The sequence below is a fragment of the Planktomarina temperata RCA23 genome, from assembly GCF_000738435.1.
Classification (GTDB): Bacteria; Pseudomonadota; Alphaproteobacteria; order Rhodobacterales; family Rhodobacteraceae; genus Planktomarina; species Planktomarina temperata.
This window is the reverse complement of sequence record NZ_CP003984.1, coordinates 3,171,427-3,189,484: the sequence shown is the minus strand read 5'-3', so window position 1 is coordinate 3,189,484 and position 18,058 is coordinate 3,171,427. Positions and strand designations below refer to the sequence as shown.

The window sequence follows — 18,058 nt, the reverse complement described above, 5'->3', positions numbered from 1 at the left end:
ATCAGTTCACTATGTAAGGTCTTGGCCGCGCCGCGCGCTGTGCAGGTGCGCTGTCGTCTTCTTTGTAATCTCCCACACGTTTTTGGTAGAGGCCCTGGTTTTTCAGCGCTTCTAAGAACGCACCAAAACCAGTCAAATCCACGAGATTTGGCATTGAGTGCATTGCCTGGCCTGCACCTGGTTGCACCAGATCAAGTGCAGATCGCATATAGTCCACGCGATCTGTGAGGAAATCGGCCAAAGTCCAAATTCTCACCTGCGCTTTTGACGTATTGTCTTCAAAGGCTCTAAGGTACATGCGTTCGACCTTTTGTGTTTCGGCGATATCCTCGCGCATTTCAGAAATATCAGCGCCGGAGTGGAAATATCTTAGAAGCCAAGCTCCAGAAATTATCACGATAGTGGCGTGTGGGTCATTGACGAAGTTGAGATAGGCTTTAGGGGTGTCAAAGGGTCCATAGTGGAAGGATTGATGCGTGCCGCGGCTGTTCCACATCAAATTTCTCAAAAAGCAACCGCAATTGTAATCTCTGACTTGCGCGCTGTCTGACATTGCGCCTTTGTAGACCGTGGCATCATTTGCAAATTCCACCCGTTCAGGAGCGAATAGGTGCCCATGGGTGATGGTCTCCAGGGTTTGCCCAAGCCAGGGCTGAAACTCCTCAAACAGATCAGAAAACCCTACAAACACGGCATAATGTCCCGCGGTCTGACTTCTGACCGCTGCCCGAGACGGATAGCGGCTTTGCATGGCAAGTCCTGGTCTACCTTTCAAACGTCTTTCGGAGGCCTTGGCCAAAAGGCGGTTGATTTTATCGGGTTGTGGTTCTGTCGTATTCGGTGAGTCATTGGATGTGCGCAAGAATGTGTCAAAGAGCTTATCGGCCCTTGGCCAAATTTTGCGGGCTACAAAGCAATTGGAGCGTTGCAACAGGCGGAGGTGATCATCGTAAAAGACATGTGGTCGACCACGGTAGTCAAATTTTGTCAGTGTCAGAGAGCGACTTTCCAGGTTGCGGGCAAAGCGACGTGACAGGGTTTGAAAATAGGTTTCATCTGGGATCCAACTGCGGCGGAAAAAGCGATCGGTGGCCTTGCGGTTCGGATTTCTCAAAATTTGGCTCAACGTCTCACGGGTGAGACACCACCATTGCGATCCTATGTGGGGTATGAGCCCATTTGGAATTTTGCGCTTCACGCGGAGCCGGCGTTGAAGATTGACATAGGCATCAAATAGGAGGCGATGCTTGCGCCAAGAGAAGGGAAACCGCAGGGTAAATCGTTCAATCTCCAGCCCATCCACAGCCCAGTTGGCCTCCGCTGTGGATACGCTTTCTATGAAATCTGTGTCCGGATGCCTGTCTAAATAGGCGGTTAAATCTTGAACCGGTCGCAAAGGCATACAGGCGCCTGACGCAAGATAGACATGACGCACTTCGGGAAAGTTGTCTAAGAGGATCTGGCTGGCGTCCAAAGTTGCCGCCACCAATCCCCACATGCCCCATTCACAGCGATGGCGGGTCGAGAATTTCACCTTGGGTTCATCACCAAGGGCGGCCACAAAGGGCTTGAACGTGGTATCTGGCACATTGCTATCCACATGGATCACAACAGGGCATCCCCCAGCCACCCAATGCCGGGCAAGTTGTTCGGCACGGTGCAAATTCTCATGCACCAACATGATAACGCCAACGGTCACGCCCAGCTCCCCTTAGACATCAAGCCCAAAACTTCCAGTTGTCGCCAATTGATGTATTCTTCGGACCAAGAGCACCATAAATGTTCTTTTGAATTCAATTTTTTGTTGTACCTTTGGTATTCGCGCCCATGCGCATAATGCTGATTGCGGCGAAGCTCTTCATTGGCCTTATCGGATAAAGTATTTAAAAATTTTGCGTGCAATAACATGCCGGAGGGTTTTTCTCCACCCGCGCTTTCGTAAACGCGGTTCAATCCTCGCGGTAAAATTAAATGGGTCGAGCTCACATAAACATAGGATTTATTCCATTTCACCAATGGCACCTTATTGAGTGCCGGGGCCTGTTTTGGGGCGTCGGCAAAATAGACCCGCGCGCGCGGCCCCCCTTGAATCCAAAGATTGCCATAGAGTGGGTTTTTTTCGATTGTGTAGTTGCCACTGTCAAACCATTTGGCAACTTCAAAAGGGTTTTGCCCAGATTTATACTGAAATTTTTCAAGAGCGCCTTTTGGATACATGTCCAAGAGCATCGCAGAAAACGACCTAATTTCACTTGTATCGAGCCAATCGGTCAGGGCGGAGAGCGGTCGGCTGTCGCAATAGGGAAAGACCAGAAACTCATCTGGATCGACCACCAGGCTCCAATGGCCGTGCGCATATTTGCGTTGCAAAAAATTGAGCCAATCCACGCCAAAGCGCGCTTTGCGATATAGACCCTTGGCGTGCCAGACTGACGTATCGGGTTGATCTGCCAAAAATTCACGCGTGCCGTCTTGGCTGCCGTTATCCACCATTAGAAAATGATCAACGCCAAGGTTCCGATAATATTCGTAAAAATACGGCAGGCGCACCAATTCATCCCGTAGGGTGCAAAATAAGAGTTGGGCGCCGGGGGTGATGGACTTCGTTCGGTTTTGAACCGGATGCAATTCGCGACTCTTGCGCAAGGCACGCAGGCGCAGGCGTTTTCGAATAAGCCGGAGGCGATATGATTCAGCCAGTCCCAAAAAATTCACTGTCCCAAAATACATTTTTCAATAAAAGTTTAGCTATCAATTATTCTTGCCGGTTTCTAGTGCCTGTGCCCACTGATCAGTCGTCACTCAATCTTTGTCAAATCCACCCCCCCCGTGACATGAGACCGCTTTTTTCCAGCTGTCGCCATCCGGTGAACTTTTGTGATTCAGAACACCATAGGTTGGGATTATCTAGTAAAGATTTATAGTAGGTTTCATATAGGTGACTATTCTCAAAATGTTGTTTTCGATCCAAATCTTCCGCAGATTTTTGCACGGCAGAGGGTAAGAATTTTGTATGAAGTAAAATTCCAGAGATTTTTTCACCGCCCCCTGTGTCATAAACTTCGTTGAGTCGGCGCGGCAAAAGCGAGTGTGTCGAACTGACATAGGCAAACCGGCGGTCCCATTTGACCAGGGGTGTTTTGCTCAATGTGGGGGCCTTGCGTGGCTCGTGGTGGAAAAAACACCGGGACCGCACCCCCCCTTGAATCCACAGGTTGTGAAGCTTTGATTGGCGTTCAATTGTGTAATTGCCGCTGTCAAACCAAGACAATTCTTTAAAAGGATCCGCCCCGGGTGCCACATCGGACGCGCCGATTGGCCCCTTTGGATACATATCCAACATGAGAGCACCGAAGGACACCTCTTCCTCAGCTTCTAACCAGGACACCAAGGCGTGCAGGCTGCGCGTTTTGTAATACGGGTAGATAAAAATCTCATCGGCATCCAAGGTGAGACACCATTTCCCATGGCCATACTTGATCTGTAACCAGGCCAGCCAATCGGCACCGAAACGCGAGAGCCGGTAGCTGTGCTGTGTTGTCCAAAGAGATACGTCATCTTGATTGCTCAGATAGTCCGCGGTGCCGTCATCGCTGCCGTTATCAACGAACAAAAAATGCCCAACGCCGAGTTGGCGATGGTGGGCCAAGAAAAACGGCAAACGGTGCCTTTCGTTGCGCACCGTGGAAAAGCACAAGATTGTGTCGGGCGTTATCTTATCGGTTCGATCCGTGTTGCGGCACAGCTGCCGTCGTTTTCGCCAAGCGCGCAGCAAATATCGGCGGCGACGCAATCGCAATTTATATCGCTGCAAAAGTTCATGCGCGGTTTTGATCGATGTGCCCCTTCGTGCTGGTTGATCTATGCGCCCAATTTCAACGCGCGCGCTGCCGATTGACTAATTTTTAGGTCCGTGAGGAACTCAGAAAATTCATCGTGCAAATCGTCACGCTCTAAACCAAAGGCAACGGTGGCCTGTAGGAATCCAGCTTTAGATCCACAATCAAACCTTTGACCAGAAAATTGATAGCCGTAGACATCACGGCCCTGATCAATTTCTTGGGCAATTGCATCGGTGAGTTGAATCTCATCCCCAGCGCCACGTTTGATTTTGGTGAGATTTTGCATGACGGATGGCGTTAAGATATATCGCCCAATGACGGCAAGATTTGAAGGCTCCTGCCCCAAGGGGGGTTTCTCGACCATACCCTTGATCGATACGAGCGGGCCTTGTTCTTTTTCGATGTCCAGCATCCCGTAGGATGATGCATCCTTGCTGGAGACTTGCATAGCCGCAACCATTGATCCGCCGGTCTCTTCATAGGCCTCGACCATTTGTTGCAAACAGGGTTTTTGTGCGGAGATCACGTCATCGGGCAATAAAACCGCAAAAGGTTCATCGCCAATCAATCGCCGGGCACACCAGACCGCATGGCCCAGACCCATAGCTTGATGCTGGCGAATATAAGCGATTGCACCGCTTTCCATATTGGTGGATTTCAGCTCAGACAAAAGATCTGCCTTGCCCTTCTTGCGCAGGGATCGCTCAAGCTCTGGTGCTTCATCAAAATAATCTTCCAAAGCACCCTTGCCGCGTGAGGTCACAAATATGAACTCTTTAATCCCGGCGGCTCGGGCCTCATCAATGGCATATTGTACGAGGGGCCGATCCACCAATGTCATGATTTCTTTTGGTATGGATTTTGTCGCGGGTAAAAATCGCGTGCCTTGACCGGCGACTGGGAAAATGGCTTTAGTGATTTTTCGTTTCATTTCATTATATTTCTAAAAAATTATTTATGAGAGTCCAAGCGACTAAAATTTAGGCGAGGATATGAAAGTTTCTAGTTAAATTATATATAGGTGTTCGTGGGTTGTCTCACTTTCCGTAGGGTCAAGTTCCTAAGGTTGTGTAAATTTTGTCTCCTGACTCATATTGGCTGTTCGCCTGCGGTCTTTGCTGTGAGTTCATGGCTTTTGTAATATTACCCCTTTGGCATGGGCAATAAAATGTGGATTCTCATATCCTGGCTTGCCGTAGGTCAAAGGTTCCAGGTCGTCAAACCGCACAACGGCACCACCGGCCCCGTTCAAAACGGCATGCCCGGCCGCTGTGTCCCATTCCATGGTGCGGCCTGCGCGTGGGTAGAGATCAGCCTCGCCGGTTGCGATCAGGCAAAATTTGAGTGACGAGCCAGCACTCTTTAAATCGGATACTTTATATTTTGCGATATAGGCATCTGTTGTTTGGTCCCGATGTGATTTTGAGGCGACAACGCGTAAACCATCAGGATTTGGAACGGCGACGGAGATGTTTTGGCATACTCCGATTTTCTCCATCTCAAATAGACCGGTTTCCTCCAGGGATTGCCCTTGAGCGTCGGTATAAAACAACCGTTGTTTTGCGGGGGCATACACGATGCCACGAATTGGAACGCCGTTGACCACATAGGCAATATTCACAGTGAAATCTCCACGCCGGTGGACAAATTCTTTTGTACCATCCAGCGGATCGACGATCAAAAATTCAGTTCCTTTTAGAGCATGGCTCTCCGCTTGCTCTTCTGTGATGAGTGCAACATCTGGAAAGGCCGCCTGCAAACCAGCGGAAATAATCGCATCTGCAGCTTCATCGGCGGCGGTCACCGGGCTGGCATCTGATTTGGTTTTGACCTCAAAATCTGGGCCGTTATAGATCTTCATAATCGCGTCCCCGGCTTCAAGAGCGAGCCTGCGCGTGACCTTTTGTAATGCGGTAAAATCCAAAACGTGAATGTTCCTTGCTGGCGTATTGAATTAATTCATATTTTATTGCAACCTATGGCGTATTGTTTAAAGTTGCAATTCGACTCCCGTTTATATTTTTGAAAAACCAAAATGTTTGCTAAACCTCGCCATACGCGCTCCGGTATTTCGGGCTCCCTTGCCTTTCTTGAGCAGGTCTATTTTGGAACTGTTCGCGGCATGCGCAAATCCAGTGGGCGAAACGCCGTGCTCGGGTTGATTGGCTCCATGATGCAGACGGTCATTTTTATTATGGCCTTCTATTTTATGTTTCAGCTGATGGGGATCAGATCGTCGCCGATCAAGGGCGATTATATGCTCTATATTATTTCTGGCATCGCAATGTTCATGACACATAATACAGCTGTGCAGGCGGTCGCCGGAGCGGAAGGGCCGACCTCTGGCATGATGCAGCATGCGCCGATGAATACGATGATCGCCGTATGCTCGGCAGCGCTGCAAAGCCTCTATCAACAAACAATTACCATTGGAACAATCCTGCTCATTTACCATCTTGCCATCAATCCAGTTGATATTTTTAACCCAATTGGCCTGGCCGGTGTGTTTTTGCTGAGCTGGTTTACCGGCGTGGCCATTGGCATGTTGTTTTTGGCCTTAACGCCGTGGCACCCCCCATTGGTCAAAATTCTTTTGATGGTCTATCGCCGGGTGAATATGTTGGCATCAGGCAAAATGTTCGTTGCCAATACATTACCATCCTTCATGTTGGTCATGTTCGATTGGAACCCTTTGTTTCACTGTGTGGATCAGGCGCGCGGCATGATGTTCATTAATTATTCGCCCATGCACTCCAATTTGTCCTACCCATTGAAGGTTGCTTTGGTGGCTGTTGTCCTCGGTCTTATGGGCGAATTTTTCACCCGAAAACGGGCTTCGATGAGTTGGGGAGCGACCAGGTAAGGGCATTAACGCACCACGCGCAGGGTCACATTGAGCCGTCCACCTTCTTTCAAAAGAGATGAGCTGCCGAATTTGATCCGGTCAATGCCGTGATAGTTGAGCCTTGCGGCACCGCCCATCACCGCAACATCGCCGGACTGTAGCCAAATTGACTCCGTCTTGCCGCCGCGCTCAGTGCCGCCCACGCGAAACAGGGCATCATCCCCCAAAGATATTGACACAACGGGCCAGTCAAAATTGGCTTCATCTCGATCTTGATGCAGCCCCATGCGCGCGCCTTCGCCGTAGAAATTGACCAAGCAGCATTCCGGGTCCGGAACCGCCCCTGCGACTGCCCGCCAGATGGCCATGATCGCGTCTGGAATTTCTGGCCAATTCACGCCGGAGGGGTGCTGCTCTACATATCGATATCCGCGCTGATCGGAAAACCAGCCGAAGTCACCAGCGGCCGTCAAGCGCACAGACATAGGTTTTCCAGATTTCGTTTTTGGCGAAAAAACGGGCGCTTGAGCAGCGACTGCCCGCAGCTCCTTGACCAGATGTAATTGATCGCTTGGGGGCAAAAATTCCTTAAAAACAGATATTCCGCCCACAGTTACGGTGGGGCTGGGAGTATTTTGCCCATTTAACTTGATGAAATCCAAATTTCATTGCCTCCAGATGGTTGCAGGGGGTGTTTGACACACCTATATAGCGCGATGAGCTGGTAGTTTAGAAGAACTGCTGAATTAATTGAGGCACAGGCGCCGCACTGCGGGCCGAAAGCCTCGGTATCGCCAGAGCGAAGGGATGCTAAGAAATGGCTAAAGTCATTGGAATTGACCTTGGAACAACAAACAGCTGCGTGTCGATCATGGACGGATCGCAGCCACGGGTAATTGAGAATGCTGAGGGCGCACGGACCACTCCATCAATCGTTGCCTTTACCGAAAACGAGCGCCTTGTGGGTCAACCTGCCAAACGTCAGGCTGTTACCAACCCAGAAAACACTGTTTTTGGTGTAAAGCGCTTGGTCGGCCGTCGGTATGATGACGCCCATCTGAAAAAAGATATGAAAAACCTCCCCTTCAAAGTTCTTAATGGCGGCAATGGGGACGCTTGGGTTGAAGCACAGGGTGAGCAATTCTCCCCATCGCAAATTTCCGCATTCATTTTGCAAAAAATGAAAGAAACTGCTGAGAGCTATCTTGGCGAAGAGGTCTCACAAGCGGTCATCACCGTGCCGGCCTATTTTAATGACGCGCAGCGTCAAGCGACGAAAGATGCGGGTAAGATTGCCGGCCTTGAAGTCTTGCGGATCATCAACGAGCCAACTGCAGCGGCCCTGGCCTATGGTTTGGACAAAAAAGAATCGCAAATCATTGCCGTCTATGACCTTGGTGGTGGGACATTCGATGTCACTATCTTGGAAATTGACGACGGTTTGTTTGAAGTCAAATCCACCAATGGGGATACGTTCCTTGGCGGTGAAGACTTTGACATGCGCATCGTCAACTACCTTGCGGAAGAGTTCCAAAAGGAAAATGGCGTCGATTTGACCAAAGATAAAATGGCTTTGCAGCGGTTGAAAGAAGCGGCTGAAAAGGCAAAAATTGAATTGTCCTCTTCCAGCCAAACAGAAATCAATCAGCCCTTCATCTCGATGGACGGCGCATCTGGTCAACCCTTGCACCTGGTCGTGAAACTTACACGGGCCAAATTGGAAAGCTTGGTGGGTGATCTCATCAAAGCCTCCTTGAAGCCTTGCCAAGCTGCATTGAAAGATGCCGGCCTGTCCACGGGTGATATCGACGAAATCGTTTTGGTTGGCGGCATGACCCGTATGCCAAAAGTGATTGAGGAAGTGACCAAATTCTTTGGCAAAGAGCCAAACAAAGGTGTTAATCCTGATGAAGTTGTTGCCATGGGCGCGGCTATTCAAGCCGGTGTTTTGCAAGGCGATGTGAAAGACGTTGTTTTGCTCGACATCACACCTTTGTCCTTGGGTATCGAAACTCTGGGCGGTGTATTCACACGCTTGATCGACCGCAACACCACGATCCCAACCAAGAAATCACAAGTGTTCTCCACCGCAGAAGACAATCAAAACGCGGTGACCATTCGTGTGTTCCAAGGTGAGCGGGAAATGGCAGCTGACAATAAAATTCTGGGTCAGTTCAATCTGGAAAGCATTCCACCGGCGCCGCGCGGCATGCCGCAAATTGAGGTGACATTCGACATCGATGCCAATGGCATCGTTTCGGTTGGCGCGACGGATAAGGGCACAGGCAAGGAGCAAAAAATCACCATCCAAGCTTCGGGCGGTCTGTCAGATGCAGATATCGAAGCCATGGTGAAAGATGCGGAAGCCAATGCCGATGCCGATAAAGATCGCCGTGAATTGGTGGAAGCTAAGAACCAAGCGGAAAGCCTGATTCATTCCACTGAAAAAGCCATGGAAGAGCACAACGACAAAGTCGATCCAACCACAATCGAGGCGATTGAATTGGCCATGGCGGCGTTGCGCGATGATCTGGAAACAGAAGATGCGGGCAAAATCAAAGCTGGCATTCAAAATGTGACTGAGGCGGCGATGAAGCTTGGGGAAGCGATTTATAAAGCCAGCCAAGAAGCAGAAGCCAATGGCGATGTCGACGATGGTCCTGTTGCGGATGATGATATCCTGGATGCCGATTTCGAAGATTTGGACGGCGACAAACGCAGCTAACGCCAAGTAAGGATCAGTCTAAACCGGCCTGCGATTTTGCCGGCCGGTTTTTCCGTTCCAGAGGGGACAGTTTAGATGTCAAAACGCGATTACTACGAAACGCTTGGGATCTCGAAAGGGGCCACGGCGGAGGAAATCAAAAAGGCCTATCGTAGCAAGGCGAAGGAGCTTCATCCAGATCGCAATGCAGATAATCCAGCTTCTGAGGGTCTCTTCAAAGAGGCCAATGAGGCTTATGAAGTTCTCAAAGACAGCAATAAAAAGGCCGCTTACGATCGTTACGGTCATGCAGCCTTTGAAGGTGGCATGGGCGGTGGCGGCGGTGGCCGGCCCGGCGGGCAAGGGGATTTCTCCAGTGCCTTTTCCGATGTCTTCGACGACCTTTTTGGCGACTTCATGGGCGGACGCGGCGGCGGTGGCCGGCAACGTGCCGCGCGCGGCGCGGACCTGCGCTATAATATGCGCGTCACCCTCGAAGAGGCGTTTCGCGGGTTGCAAAAAACCATCAATGTGCCAAGGGCTGTGTCCTGCGCAAATTGTTCTGGAACAGGCGCAGCTTCGGGCAGCGCACCTGCAACCTGTGGCACCTGCTCCGGCATGGGCAAGGTGCGCGCGCAGCAAGGCTTTTTCACGGTTGAGCGCACCTGCCCCAGTTGTTCTGGCGCAGGGCAGGTGATCAAAAACCCATGCTCAAGGTGCCACGGCGCTGGGCGGGTTGAGAAAGACCGGGCGCTATCCGTCAATATCCCGGCGGGTGTCGAAACCGGCACGCGCATTCGCCTGTCGGGCGAAGGCGAGGCGGGGGCACGCGGTGGACCTCAAGGCGATCTCTATATCTTTATCGAGGTGGCCGATCACCAGATTTTTGAACGCGAGGGCAACAACCTGTTTTGCAATGTGCCCGTGTCTATGACCTCCGCTGCATTGGGCGGTGATATCGAGGTGCCAAATATCGACGGGGGCCGCAGCCGGGTTAAGATCCCAAGTGGTAGCCAATCCGGCCGGCAAATGCGCTTGCGCTCTAAGGGCATGCCCTCCGTGCGTGGCGGCGGCGTGGGTGATATGTTCATCGAGCTACAGGTGGAAACGCCCGTAAACTTGACGGCGCGTCAAAAGGAGATTTTGAAAGAGTTTGAGGCGCTCTCAAGTGACAACAGCCCCGAGAGCCAAGGCTTTTTCAAAAAGGTCAAACGGTTTTGGGATGGTGTAAAGGGTCAAGAATAAAGCATGAAGCCTAGCGCCCGATAAGATCGGCGCTGGGCTTTTATTTTAACCAAATCTCAACCCGGCGGTTTTGATTTTGGCCCCAGGCGGTGTCATTGCAGGCCAGCGGTAAGCCCTCCCCTAATCCAAGAACTTCGAACCCATCACTGAGTTGCGCATCATCCAGCAATGTCGCGATGGTGGCGCGTACAGCGCGGGCGCGATCGAGAGAAATTTGCACGTTGCCTTCCGCGCTCCCTTGGCTGTCGCTGAACCCCACAAACATCACGTCGCGCCCCTCAAAATACCCTGCAACAAACAAACGTTTGAGAAATTGGAGGTTGGATTGCGAGTCAGCATCCATGATCTGCGTGCCCTCCAAGAAGCGGAACGCCAGAGACATCCGCTCATAGCCATTCAGGTTGAGCACGGCCAGGCGCAGATCTTCGGTGCGCATATCCATATCGGTGTTTAAAATCGCATTGATCAAGAGGCCAGATTGCCCATGAATTTCGGTCTTTTTGGGGCTGCGGCTGATGAAACCCAGTGTCCGCACCGCGTCCTGCGCTTCGGGTGTCAGCAAGAAGGCCCAAAAGGCACGGGTTATGCTTTGCATCTTCTTTGGTGCGGCGATCAGGTAGATCGGCGCTTGTAACGGATGCGCCGGGGCTTGAATGTCAGCTGGCGCCATCGGTTGATCGCAGCCCAAGCTGACTTGAACCAAGGTGTCTTGTGCCACCTGATCGGTGCTCACCGTCAAACGACCAGGCGTGTTTACGCCTTTGGGCGGCATCGGTCGGGGGGGCTCAAAAACTCTTAAGAGTTGCTGCAACGCCTGAGTTTGATCGTCTTTTCCTGTAAGAAAGGCCGGGTATTGAATGCCGGCGGTAAGTGGCCAAAGCCCGGGCTCCTCGCCCAACATTGCCACCAATTGGCTCATCGTGATGAACCTATTGGGATTGCTGGGCTGAGAATACAAATAAAGATCCTGCCATGCCAAAACCATAGAGTTTTGCGGATGGTCTAAGGAGCCGAACATATCCTCATTGAGAGCGGCTTGCTCCTCTTGCGTGGCGGCGCGCAGCGTCAGTGCCAAATTGGCCCGGCCCTCTAAAATATCTGAAATTGCGTCACGACTATTGCGATCAGAAAGCGCGAAAACCGCAAGCGCCGTACCATTTTCCGGGTCAAACAAGGTGACCTGCCCCGGCATCTCTTTTGACAGCTGATAGGAATAGCCCTGATGTTCGGCGAAGGACTGAATGAGCGGCATGAGCAGCGCCGAATTCAATGATCCGTCACTTGAGAGTGCGATGCTTTCGGGTGATGCGCTCACGGCAGGGCAGGCCGCCCCTCGGCAGACCACCATATCGGCAGCTAAGGTCAATTGCCCATACTCGGATTGAATTTGATAGTTTTCCCCATCGAATGAGATCAGCGCGCCGGAGACTGAAAAAGAGCCATCGCGCAGCACCATCTCGACCGGATCTGCGAGTGCCGCGCCTATGCTTCCGAAAAAGCAGGCCACAGCCCATAGTCCTATGCTCAAAATACGATGCAAATGAGGTCCAACCCAGGAAACTTCAAGGTCATACTGTCGTGGGTTTCACCGATTCTATCAACAAAATAATAGCCTTAGGGCTGATTTCTTTCATAGAATTCCCTGCGTATTTTGTTAGGTGAAGGCCACCCGCGCAATAGGGCGCAACCGCTCTAGGGTTTTTTGATTGGTTTTGGAGCGATCATTGCGTCGCTGCGGGACATTGACCAATGAGCCTAAAATCTTTGCGTAGGGCAAAAATTGGACACTCGGGTCATTGGGCCCCACAAGCCTATAGCCCGCGAAAAACGCCTCAATGGCATCAGCTGGAATGATCTGCCCGCTTTCAAGCTCTTTGGAGCTGCGCAGAATGGCGGTATAATCAAGCAACAGGCGGGCGATGTCATGACCCACGGGCGCAGGTTGGTTTTTTGAAATATTGATTCCGGTTAAACAGGTGCCATCAAAAATCAGATTGCGCATATGAAAATCGCCATATTGAACCGCAGATACAGTTTGTTGATCGGAATATTTGTTTGCTAGTTCAGACAACCGTTCAACACCTTGCAAAATAGGGGTTTGGCGGCAACTTTCAGGTCTCCCGACTGAATTTTTTCGCCCAGATCGTGGTAGTAATTCACCGCATGTTTTGGCTGAAAAATGCGGGTCTCCGAGACTTTGGTTCGATGATAGGCATCCAACCATTCTCCAGCCAGTTGCAGCAGCTCAAGCTGCCTGGCGTTATCCTCTGCGGCATCGCGCATATACTCAGAAAAGGGTAGGCCTTCCGCATAGGTCGTTAGGCTGGCTTGATTGGCGATGTCCAAGCACATGGGTTTGATCAGAGAAAGGCGCTCGCTACGTTGAAAGGCGCGAGACGCTTTTTCCAATCGCAAATAATGTGCGGCAAAGGCGGCCTGTGCGCGGGGTCGCAGTTGTAGCCGATATTTGAACAGCCCGTGGTTTGGGTGCTCTACCAAATAAGAAATGCGGGCCCGATCTGTCTCTTCGCGTTTTGACAGCAAAACATATGACCAGCCCAACATAGGCAGTTGCGCCTCCTCCAAAACACCTGGCCATGCAGCATGGGCCGCTCTTTCCAGTTTTGTTATGGGGTCTTCGAGCCACATGATAGCATTCCAATAATAAGCAAAAATTAAAGACTTCAAAAAATACCCTAGACGAATCTAGGCCGGTGATTTCCGTGAAATTATACAAATTTTAACGTGTCATTGACCAGTAAAACATGTGGTTTTTTCTAAATTCACGAAGGATTGATAGGATCAATTGGACCAAGTGGACCCCCGAATGTTAATTCGACGTGTCGTGCAGCGGCCAATAGCGCAGCTTCTCCTCGTGGTTTCCCGATCAGTTGCAGCCCCACCGGCAAGCCGCGCGGACCGCGTCCTACGGGCACCGATATCGCGGGCAGGCCGGTGGTTGTGGCCAAAAAGGCAAAGCGCAACCAATCCATATAATTGGTCAGCTCTACACCACCCACATGATGCACCCATTCTTCAGAGGCCGAATGCGGCATACAGCCCACTGTTGGGCAAGCGAGGACGTCGAATGTCTCAAACAGGCTCAGCATATTATTGAACAGAATGGAGCGATTCAAATTGGCGTCGATAATATCTTCCAGAGTCAAAGCTTGCCCAAAAGCGGTGTTTTCAGCGAGCGTAGATTTGAAATGCGCTTGGACCTCCTGTGGTAGACGTTTTGCCGCCGTGGCCCACATAAGGCCGCGCAGTGTGTGATAGCTGCGCTCAAGATGGGTGAGATCAGGGCAGGTCTCTTCAATCCGTGCGCCATTCTTCTCAAGCTGTCGCATTGCCGCGGCAAGATGCTGGGCCATTTCGGGATCGACCTGTCCAAAGCCTCCCAAATCCGGGGCAAAGGCAATTTTCAGCTTTCCGTCAGCGCGAATGACGGCCTCTTGATAGGAAATTTCGGGTGCCGGATAGGACATGGCGATCTGTGGATCAAACCCCGACATCGCATCCAAAAACAATGCACAATCTCTTACGGAACGGGCCATTGGGCCCTGCACCCCTTCAATTATGAAGGCCGCGTCCTGTCCCGGTCCGCCTGCAATGCCCGGGCTTGGGCGCAGACCCACGATGCCGCAATAGGCGGCTGGGGTGCGCAGGCTGCCGCCGTGATCGGACCCATGGCTCAGCCAAATTTCCCCTGCGGCCAAAGAGGCGGCCGCGCCACCGGACGAGCCGCCCGGATTGAGCGCGGTATTCCAAGGGTTTCGTGTTTGTCCAAAGACGTCATTGAAGGTGTTACCACCTGCGCCAAATTCGGGTGTGTTGGTTTTGCCTAAAATGACCGCCCCACGCTGTTCCAATTGGTCCACCAAAGGATCGCTTTTTTGCGGTATGAAACCCGCCAGCCCTTTGGTTCCAAATGTTGTGCGGACATCGGCGACGGCGTTGAGATCTTTGATTGTGATCGGCAAGCCCGCCAGCCAACCGGCCGGGGTGCTGTCTCGGCTTGATAAATCCACAGCACGCGCCCGCGCTTCACAAAGCGTAGGTGTGGCATTGATCAATGGGCCGGTTTGGGCAATGCGCGTCAAAGCTGCATCTATCAGATCTGACGAGGAAATTTCCCTGGCTTTCAACAGGGCAACAACCTCATGGGCTTCAAATTTGCAAAGTTCTGGGCCAGTGAACAATAGCTCTGATGTCATAATGCGCACCCTTCATATGATGGGTTAATGACTGCATCATAGGTTGGGGTGGGTCAAGTCAAAGGGGTAAGCTGGTCCATGGCCCGTTTTTGGCTCAGGAAAATATCTCCCGTGAGCTGCTCGAGAAACTCCGTTCCCGTCAATCGATCCATGACCGGCCCCTTAACCTCGGACAGATGGAAAGACACGCCCATATCTTCAAGCCGTTTATTGACCGCCTCTAAGGAGTCCAACGCGCTCATATCAATATCATTCACGGCAGAGCACATCAAAACCACATGGCGCAATTGTGGCTGCTGGGTGGCGCGGGCAAGTAGGTGATCTTCTAAGAAGCGCGCATTGGCGAAATAGAGGCTTTCATCCACGCGAATTGTCAAAATGTGAGGCTGGGTGATGACATCATAGCGCAGAACATTGCGGTAGTGTTCTGAATTTGGCACTTGCCCGACGGTTGCGATATGGGGTCTGGAGGATTTATAGAGATGGATCAAAATCGAAACCAAAACCCCAGCAATCACCCCAGTTTCAACGCCGACAACCAGCGTTATGGCCATTGTGGTCGCGACGGCTGTGAAATCGGCCTTTGAATAGCGCCAGGCTTTTCCCAAGATTTTGAAATCTACCAAAGAGAGCACGGCGACAATGATCGTCGCGGCCAATGTGGCTTTGGGCAAAAAGAAGATGAGAGGTGTCAAAAACAAAGAGGCGAAGATCAAACCAACAGCCGTATAGGCCCCGGCCGCGGGAGTTTCGGCGCCGGCGTCATAATTGACGACTGACCGTGAAAACCCGCCCGTCACGGGAAAGCCTGAAGTGAAGGCCGCACCAATATTGGCGGCGCCAAGGCCGATGAGCTCTTGGTCTGGATCAATCCGCTGGCGCTTTTTTGCTGCAAGAGTTTGCGCAACAGAGATGGATTCAACAAACCCAATGACTGAAATCAAAACGGCTGATGTTAGAAGGCTGCTCCACAGATCAAGCGAAAATTTTGGCATTGTCAGTGGCGGCAGACCCTGCGGCACTGCGCCAACTATTTTTACGCCCAAGTTTTGCAGATCGAGCAGCCACACGAGGGCGGTGGTGGCAACAATTGCGGCAACTGGCCCCGTTTTGGCCATAATTTTTGCGACAGGTTCGGTCAGACCCAGCGTCAATAAGAGCGGCAGCAAACCTTTGCGCACCCAGAAGAGAAAGGCTGTTGTAAGGCTGCCGATGAGCGCGGTGATCCAATTGATGTCCTGCCGATGTGCCCAAAGAGACTCTGCCAATTGAACCAAATTATGGCCCTCTGCCTGAATGCCTAAAATTGCCTTCAGTTGGCTGGCAGCGATGATCAGGCCAGAGGCTGTGATAAAACCAGCAATGACGGGATGGGACAGGAAATTGGCCATGAACCCCAAACGAAACACCCCCATTGCCACCAAGAACACACCTGACAAAAAGGCCAGGGCGATGGCTGCAAAGATATAGTCTTCACTGCCGGGTGCAGCGATGCGTGAGATAGATGCTGCTGTGAGCAAGGACACGACCGCCACGGGGCCCACGGCTAAAGACCGGCTGGTGCCAAATATTGCATAAAGGGTGATCGGCAAGATGGATGCGTAGAGACCCATTTGCGGCGGTAGACCCGCGAGCATGGCATAGGCTAAGGATTGCGGAATTAACATGATGGTCACAATCACTGCAGCGGTGAGGTCATTGGTCAAAGACCCGCGATTGTAAGTTCTGCCCCATGTTAGAATGGGCAGATATGGGGCGAGCATTGATGTGAGTTTCATGTGCGTGTTCCGGTCATGCGAGACGGGTGATAGAAATCTGGGCTAAAGGGCGGCCGCAGAAAGCCTTGGGATGAGTGCCGTCAGATCATGTCCGGCCGATTTTGCAGCCGCGAGAATCTCATCCACGGATTGCCCAGTTTGGGCTTGATGCAAGGCCCAAAGGGCGGTCGCGCGCATACCACTGCGGCAATAGGCGAAAATGGGCCCGGTGCTCTTGCTGACCATATCCGCAAATTCCGCGATTTGTTCTTCAGAGATCTGACCGGGAATGATGGGCAGGTAATGGGCTGCAAGCTCCAAAGTGGCGGCTTGAGTTTTCAGGGTGTCAAACGCGGGCTGATCGGGCCCCTCGCCATCAGGGCGCAGGCAAATAACTGATTTGATGCCAGAGATTTGAATATCTTCAATATCATCAATTTCAATCTGGGGTCCAACATAGAACTGATCTGAGAGCTTTTTCATAGACATAGCTTATCCTTTTGCCGCGCGTATCAACCGGGCAATTGTGTTTCAAAAATGGGTGGCGGCTTTATAAAGAGTTGATTGGTACTTTCAGGCTCGGGTGCCCGTCTTCATCTGTAGGAACTTCGCCTGCGCGCATGTTGACTTGCAGGGCTGGAATAATCAGCTTTGGCATCGCCAAAGTGGCGTCGCGCTCGGTACGCATTTTAACAAAGGATTCGCGGGTCGCATCACCACCAACATGGATGTTGAAGGCGCGTTCTTCTGCCACGGTGGTTTCCCACTTGATGTCGCGCCCATTGGGGCCGTAGTCATGGCACATAAACAAGCGCGTTTCATCCGGCAGGCTCAACACTTTTTGAATGGAATCATATAGGATCCCTGCATCGCCACCGGGGAAATCAGCGCGCGCTGATCCACCATCGGGCATAAACAAAGTGTCGCCGACAAAAGCCGCATCGCCCATGACATGCACCATACAGGCCGGAGTATGGCCAGGTGTGGCGATGACGGTGGCTTGCATTTGCCCCACATGATAGCTGTCCCCATCTTCAAACAGCGCATCAAATTGTGATCCATCGCGTTGGAATGCGGTTCCTTCATTGAAGATCTTGCCAAAGGTGTCCTGCACCTGGATGATTTTCTCACTGATGCCGATCTTGCCGCCCAATTGCTCTTGCAAATAGGGGGCTGCGGAAAGGTGATCGGCGTGCACATGGGTTTCAATGATCCATTGTAGCTCAAGGCCCTGATCTTTGATTGTCTTGACGATCTCATCGGCGCTTTCGAAGGTAATCCGTCCGGCCGCGTAGTCCATATTCATGACGGAATCGATCACGGCGCAGGCGGTGCTGCTCGGATCCTTCACAATATAGCTGATGGTGTTGGTTTGCGCATCAAAGAAGGCCATGACTTCCGGCTGTTCTAGCGTGTTCAGTTTTGTGTCAGACATTTGATCACCTTTC

At 51.7% G+C, this 18,058-nt stretch carries 17 protein-coding genes; 4 read left to right on the top strand and 13 right to left on the bottom strand.

The features are described 5' to 3' along the window. Position 1 precedes the first annotated feature (1 nt). The 3 genes from RCA23_RS15370 to RCA23_RS15360 all read right to left on the bottom strand — a co-directional run bounded on the left by RCA23_RS15370 (position 2) and on the right by RCA23_RS15360 (position 3,613). Complete coding sequence (locus tag RCA23_RS15370) at positions 2 to 1,699, bottom strand: DUF5927 domain-containing protein (protein WP_044051048.1); 1,698 nt, start codon at positions 1,697 to 1,699, stop codon at positions 2 to 4. After that, positions 1,696 to 2,706 carry a glycosyltransferase family protein gene (locus RCA23_RS15365; RefSeq protein WP_044051658.1) on the bottom strand — a complete coding sequence of 337 codons (1,011 nt, stop codon included), beginning with the start codon at positions 2,704 to 2,706 and terminating at the stop codon, positions 1,696 to 1,698. Before RCA23_RS15365 ends, RCA23_RS15370 begins: the two co-directional genes overlap by 4 nt. Positions 2,707 to 2,812: 106 nt before the next feature. After that, entirely contained in the window at positions 2,813 to 3,613 is an 801-nt protein-coding gene (locus RCA23_RS15360; RefSeq protein ID WP_488578120.1) for a glycosyltransferase family 2 protein, read from the bottom strand. A 3-nt stretch (positions 3,614 to 3,616) separates the two neighbouring features. Here RCA23_RS15360 and RCA23_RS17060 point away from each other — a divergent pair, with 3 nt between their 5' ends. Next, complete coding sequence (locus RCA23_RS17060; protein ID WP_488578119.1) at positions 3,617 to 3,898, top strand: hypothetical protein; 282 nt, start codon at positions 3,617 to 3,619, stop codon at positions 3,896 to 3,898. On the opposite strand, the gene galU is transcribed toward RCA23_RS17060, so the two are convergent. Beyond that, positions 3,862 to 4,773, bottom strand: coding sequence for a UTP--glucose-1-phosphate uridylyltransferase GalU (galU, locus tag RCA23_RS15355; RefSeq protein WP_044051046.1), 912 nt, complete (start codon positions 4,771 to 4,773; stop codon positions 3,862 to 3,864). The two genes, RCA23_RS17060 and galU, sit on opposite strands and share 37 nt — an antisense overlap. A gap of 195 nt (positions 4,774 to 4,968) precedes the next feature. Then, entirely contained in the window at positions 4,969 to 5,766 is a 798-nt protein-coding gene (gene cysQ / locus RCA23_RS15350) for a 3'(2'),5'-bisphosphate nucleotidase CysQ (RefSeq protein ID WP_044051045.1), read from the bottom strand. 111 nt (positions 5,767 to 5,877) lie between these two features. Here cysQ and RCA23_RS15345 point away from each other — a divergent pair, with 111 nt between their 5' ends. Next, the gene (locus RCA23_RS15345) at positions 5,878 to 6,705 is read left to right on the top strand and encodes an ABC transporter permease (RefSeq protein ID WP_044051044.1); all 828 of its coding nucleotides are present in this window, start codon (positions 5,878 to 5,880) and stop codon (positions 6,703 to 6,705) included. A 5-nt stretch (positions 6,706 to 6,710) separates the two neighbouring features. On the opposite strand, the gene RCA23_RS15340 is transcribed toward RCA23_RS15345, so the two are convergent. Further along, positions 6,711 to 7,298 carry an alpha-ketoglutarate-dependent dioxygenase AlkB family protein gene (locus tag RCA23_RS15340; protein ID WP_268870346.1) on the bottom strand — a complete coding sequence of 196 codons (588 nt, stop codon included), beginning with the start codon at positions 7,296 to 7,298 and terminating at the stop codon, positions 6,711 to 6,713. A 206-nt stretch (positions 7,299 to 7,504) separates the two neighbouring features. Here RCA23_RS15340 and dnaK point away from each other — a divergent pair, with 206 nt between their 5' ends. Continuing rightward, positions 7,505 to 9,412, top strand: a complete 1,908-nt coding sequence (gene dnaK, locus RCA23_RS15335) for a molecular chaperone DnaK (RefSeq protein ID WP_044051043.1) — start codon at positions 7,505 to 7,507, stop codon at positions 9,410 to 9,412. A 75-nt stretch (positions 9,413 to 9,487) separates the two neighbouring features. Continuing rightward, on the top strand, positions 9,488 to 10,636 hold the full coding sequence (gene dnaJ / locus RCA23_RS15330) for a molecular chaperone DnaJ (protein WP_044051042.1): 1,149 nt from the start codon (positions 9,488 to 9,490) through the stop codon (positions 10,634 to 10,636). 40 nt (positions 10,637 to 10,676) lie between these two features. On the opposite strand, the gene RCA23_RS15325 is transcribed toward dnaJ, so the two are convergent. The 7 genes from RCA23_RS15325 to RCA23_RS15295 form a co-directional block, all read right to left on the bottom strand. Beyond that, positions 10,677 to 12,143 carry an OmpA family protein gene (locus tag RCA23_RS15325; RefSeq protein ID WP_044051041.1) on the bottom strand — a complete coding sequence of 489 codons (1,467 nt, stop codon included), beginning with the start codon at positions 12,141 to 12,143 and terminating at the stop codon, positions 10,677 to 10,679. Between the two features lie 147 nt (positions 12,144 to 12,290). After that, positions 12,291 to 12,707, bottom strand: a complete 417-nt coding sequence (locus tag RCA23_RS15320) for a hypothetical protein (protein WP_044051040.1) — start codon at positions 12,705 to 12,707, stop codon at positions 12,291 to 12,293. Beyond that, entirely contained in the window at positions 12,695 to 13,285 is a 591-nt protein-coding gene (locus RCA23_RS15315; protein WP_044051039.1) for a hypothetical protein, read from the bottom strand. The genes RCA23_RS15320 and RCA23_RS15315 overlap by 13 nt, the downstream gene beginning before the upstream one ends. A gap of 134 nt (positions 13,286 to 13,419) precedes the next feature. Next, entirely contained in the window at positions 13,420 to 14,853 is a 1,434-nt protein-coding gene (locus tag RCA23_RS15310; RefSeq protein WP_044051038.1) for an amidase family protein, read from the bottom strand. A 53-nt stretch (positions 14,854 to 14,906) separates the two neighbouring features. Beyond that, a complete protein-coding gene (locus tag RCA23_RS15305) occupies positions 14,907 to 16,631 on the bottom strand; it encodes a SulP family inorganic anion transporter (protein WP_044051037.1) in 1,725 nt (574 codons plus the stop codon). Positions 16,632 to 16,673: 42 nt separating this feature from the next. Next, positions 16,674 to 17,099: a protein tyrosine phosphatase family protein gene (locus RCA23_RS15300; RefSeq protein WP_044051036.1), complete on the bottom strand. Its 426-nt coding sequence runs from the start codon at positions 17,097 to 17,099 to the stop codon at positions 16,674 to 16,676. Between the two features lie 61 nt (positions 17,100 to 17,160). Further along, a complete protein-coding gene (locus RCA23_RS15295; protein ID WP_052377229.1) occupies positions 17,161 to 18,045 on the bottom strand; it encodes an MBL fold metallo-hydrolase in 885 nt (294 codons plus the stop codon). Positions 18,046 to 18,058: the final 13 nt, after the last annotated feature.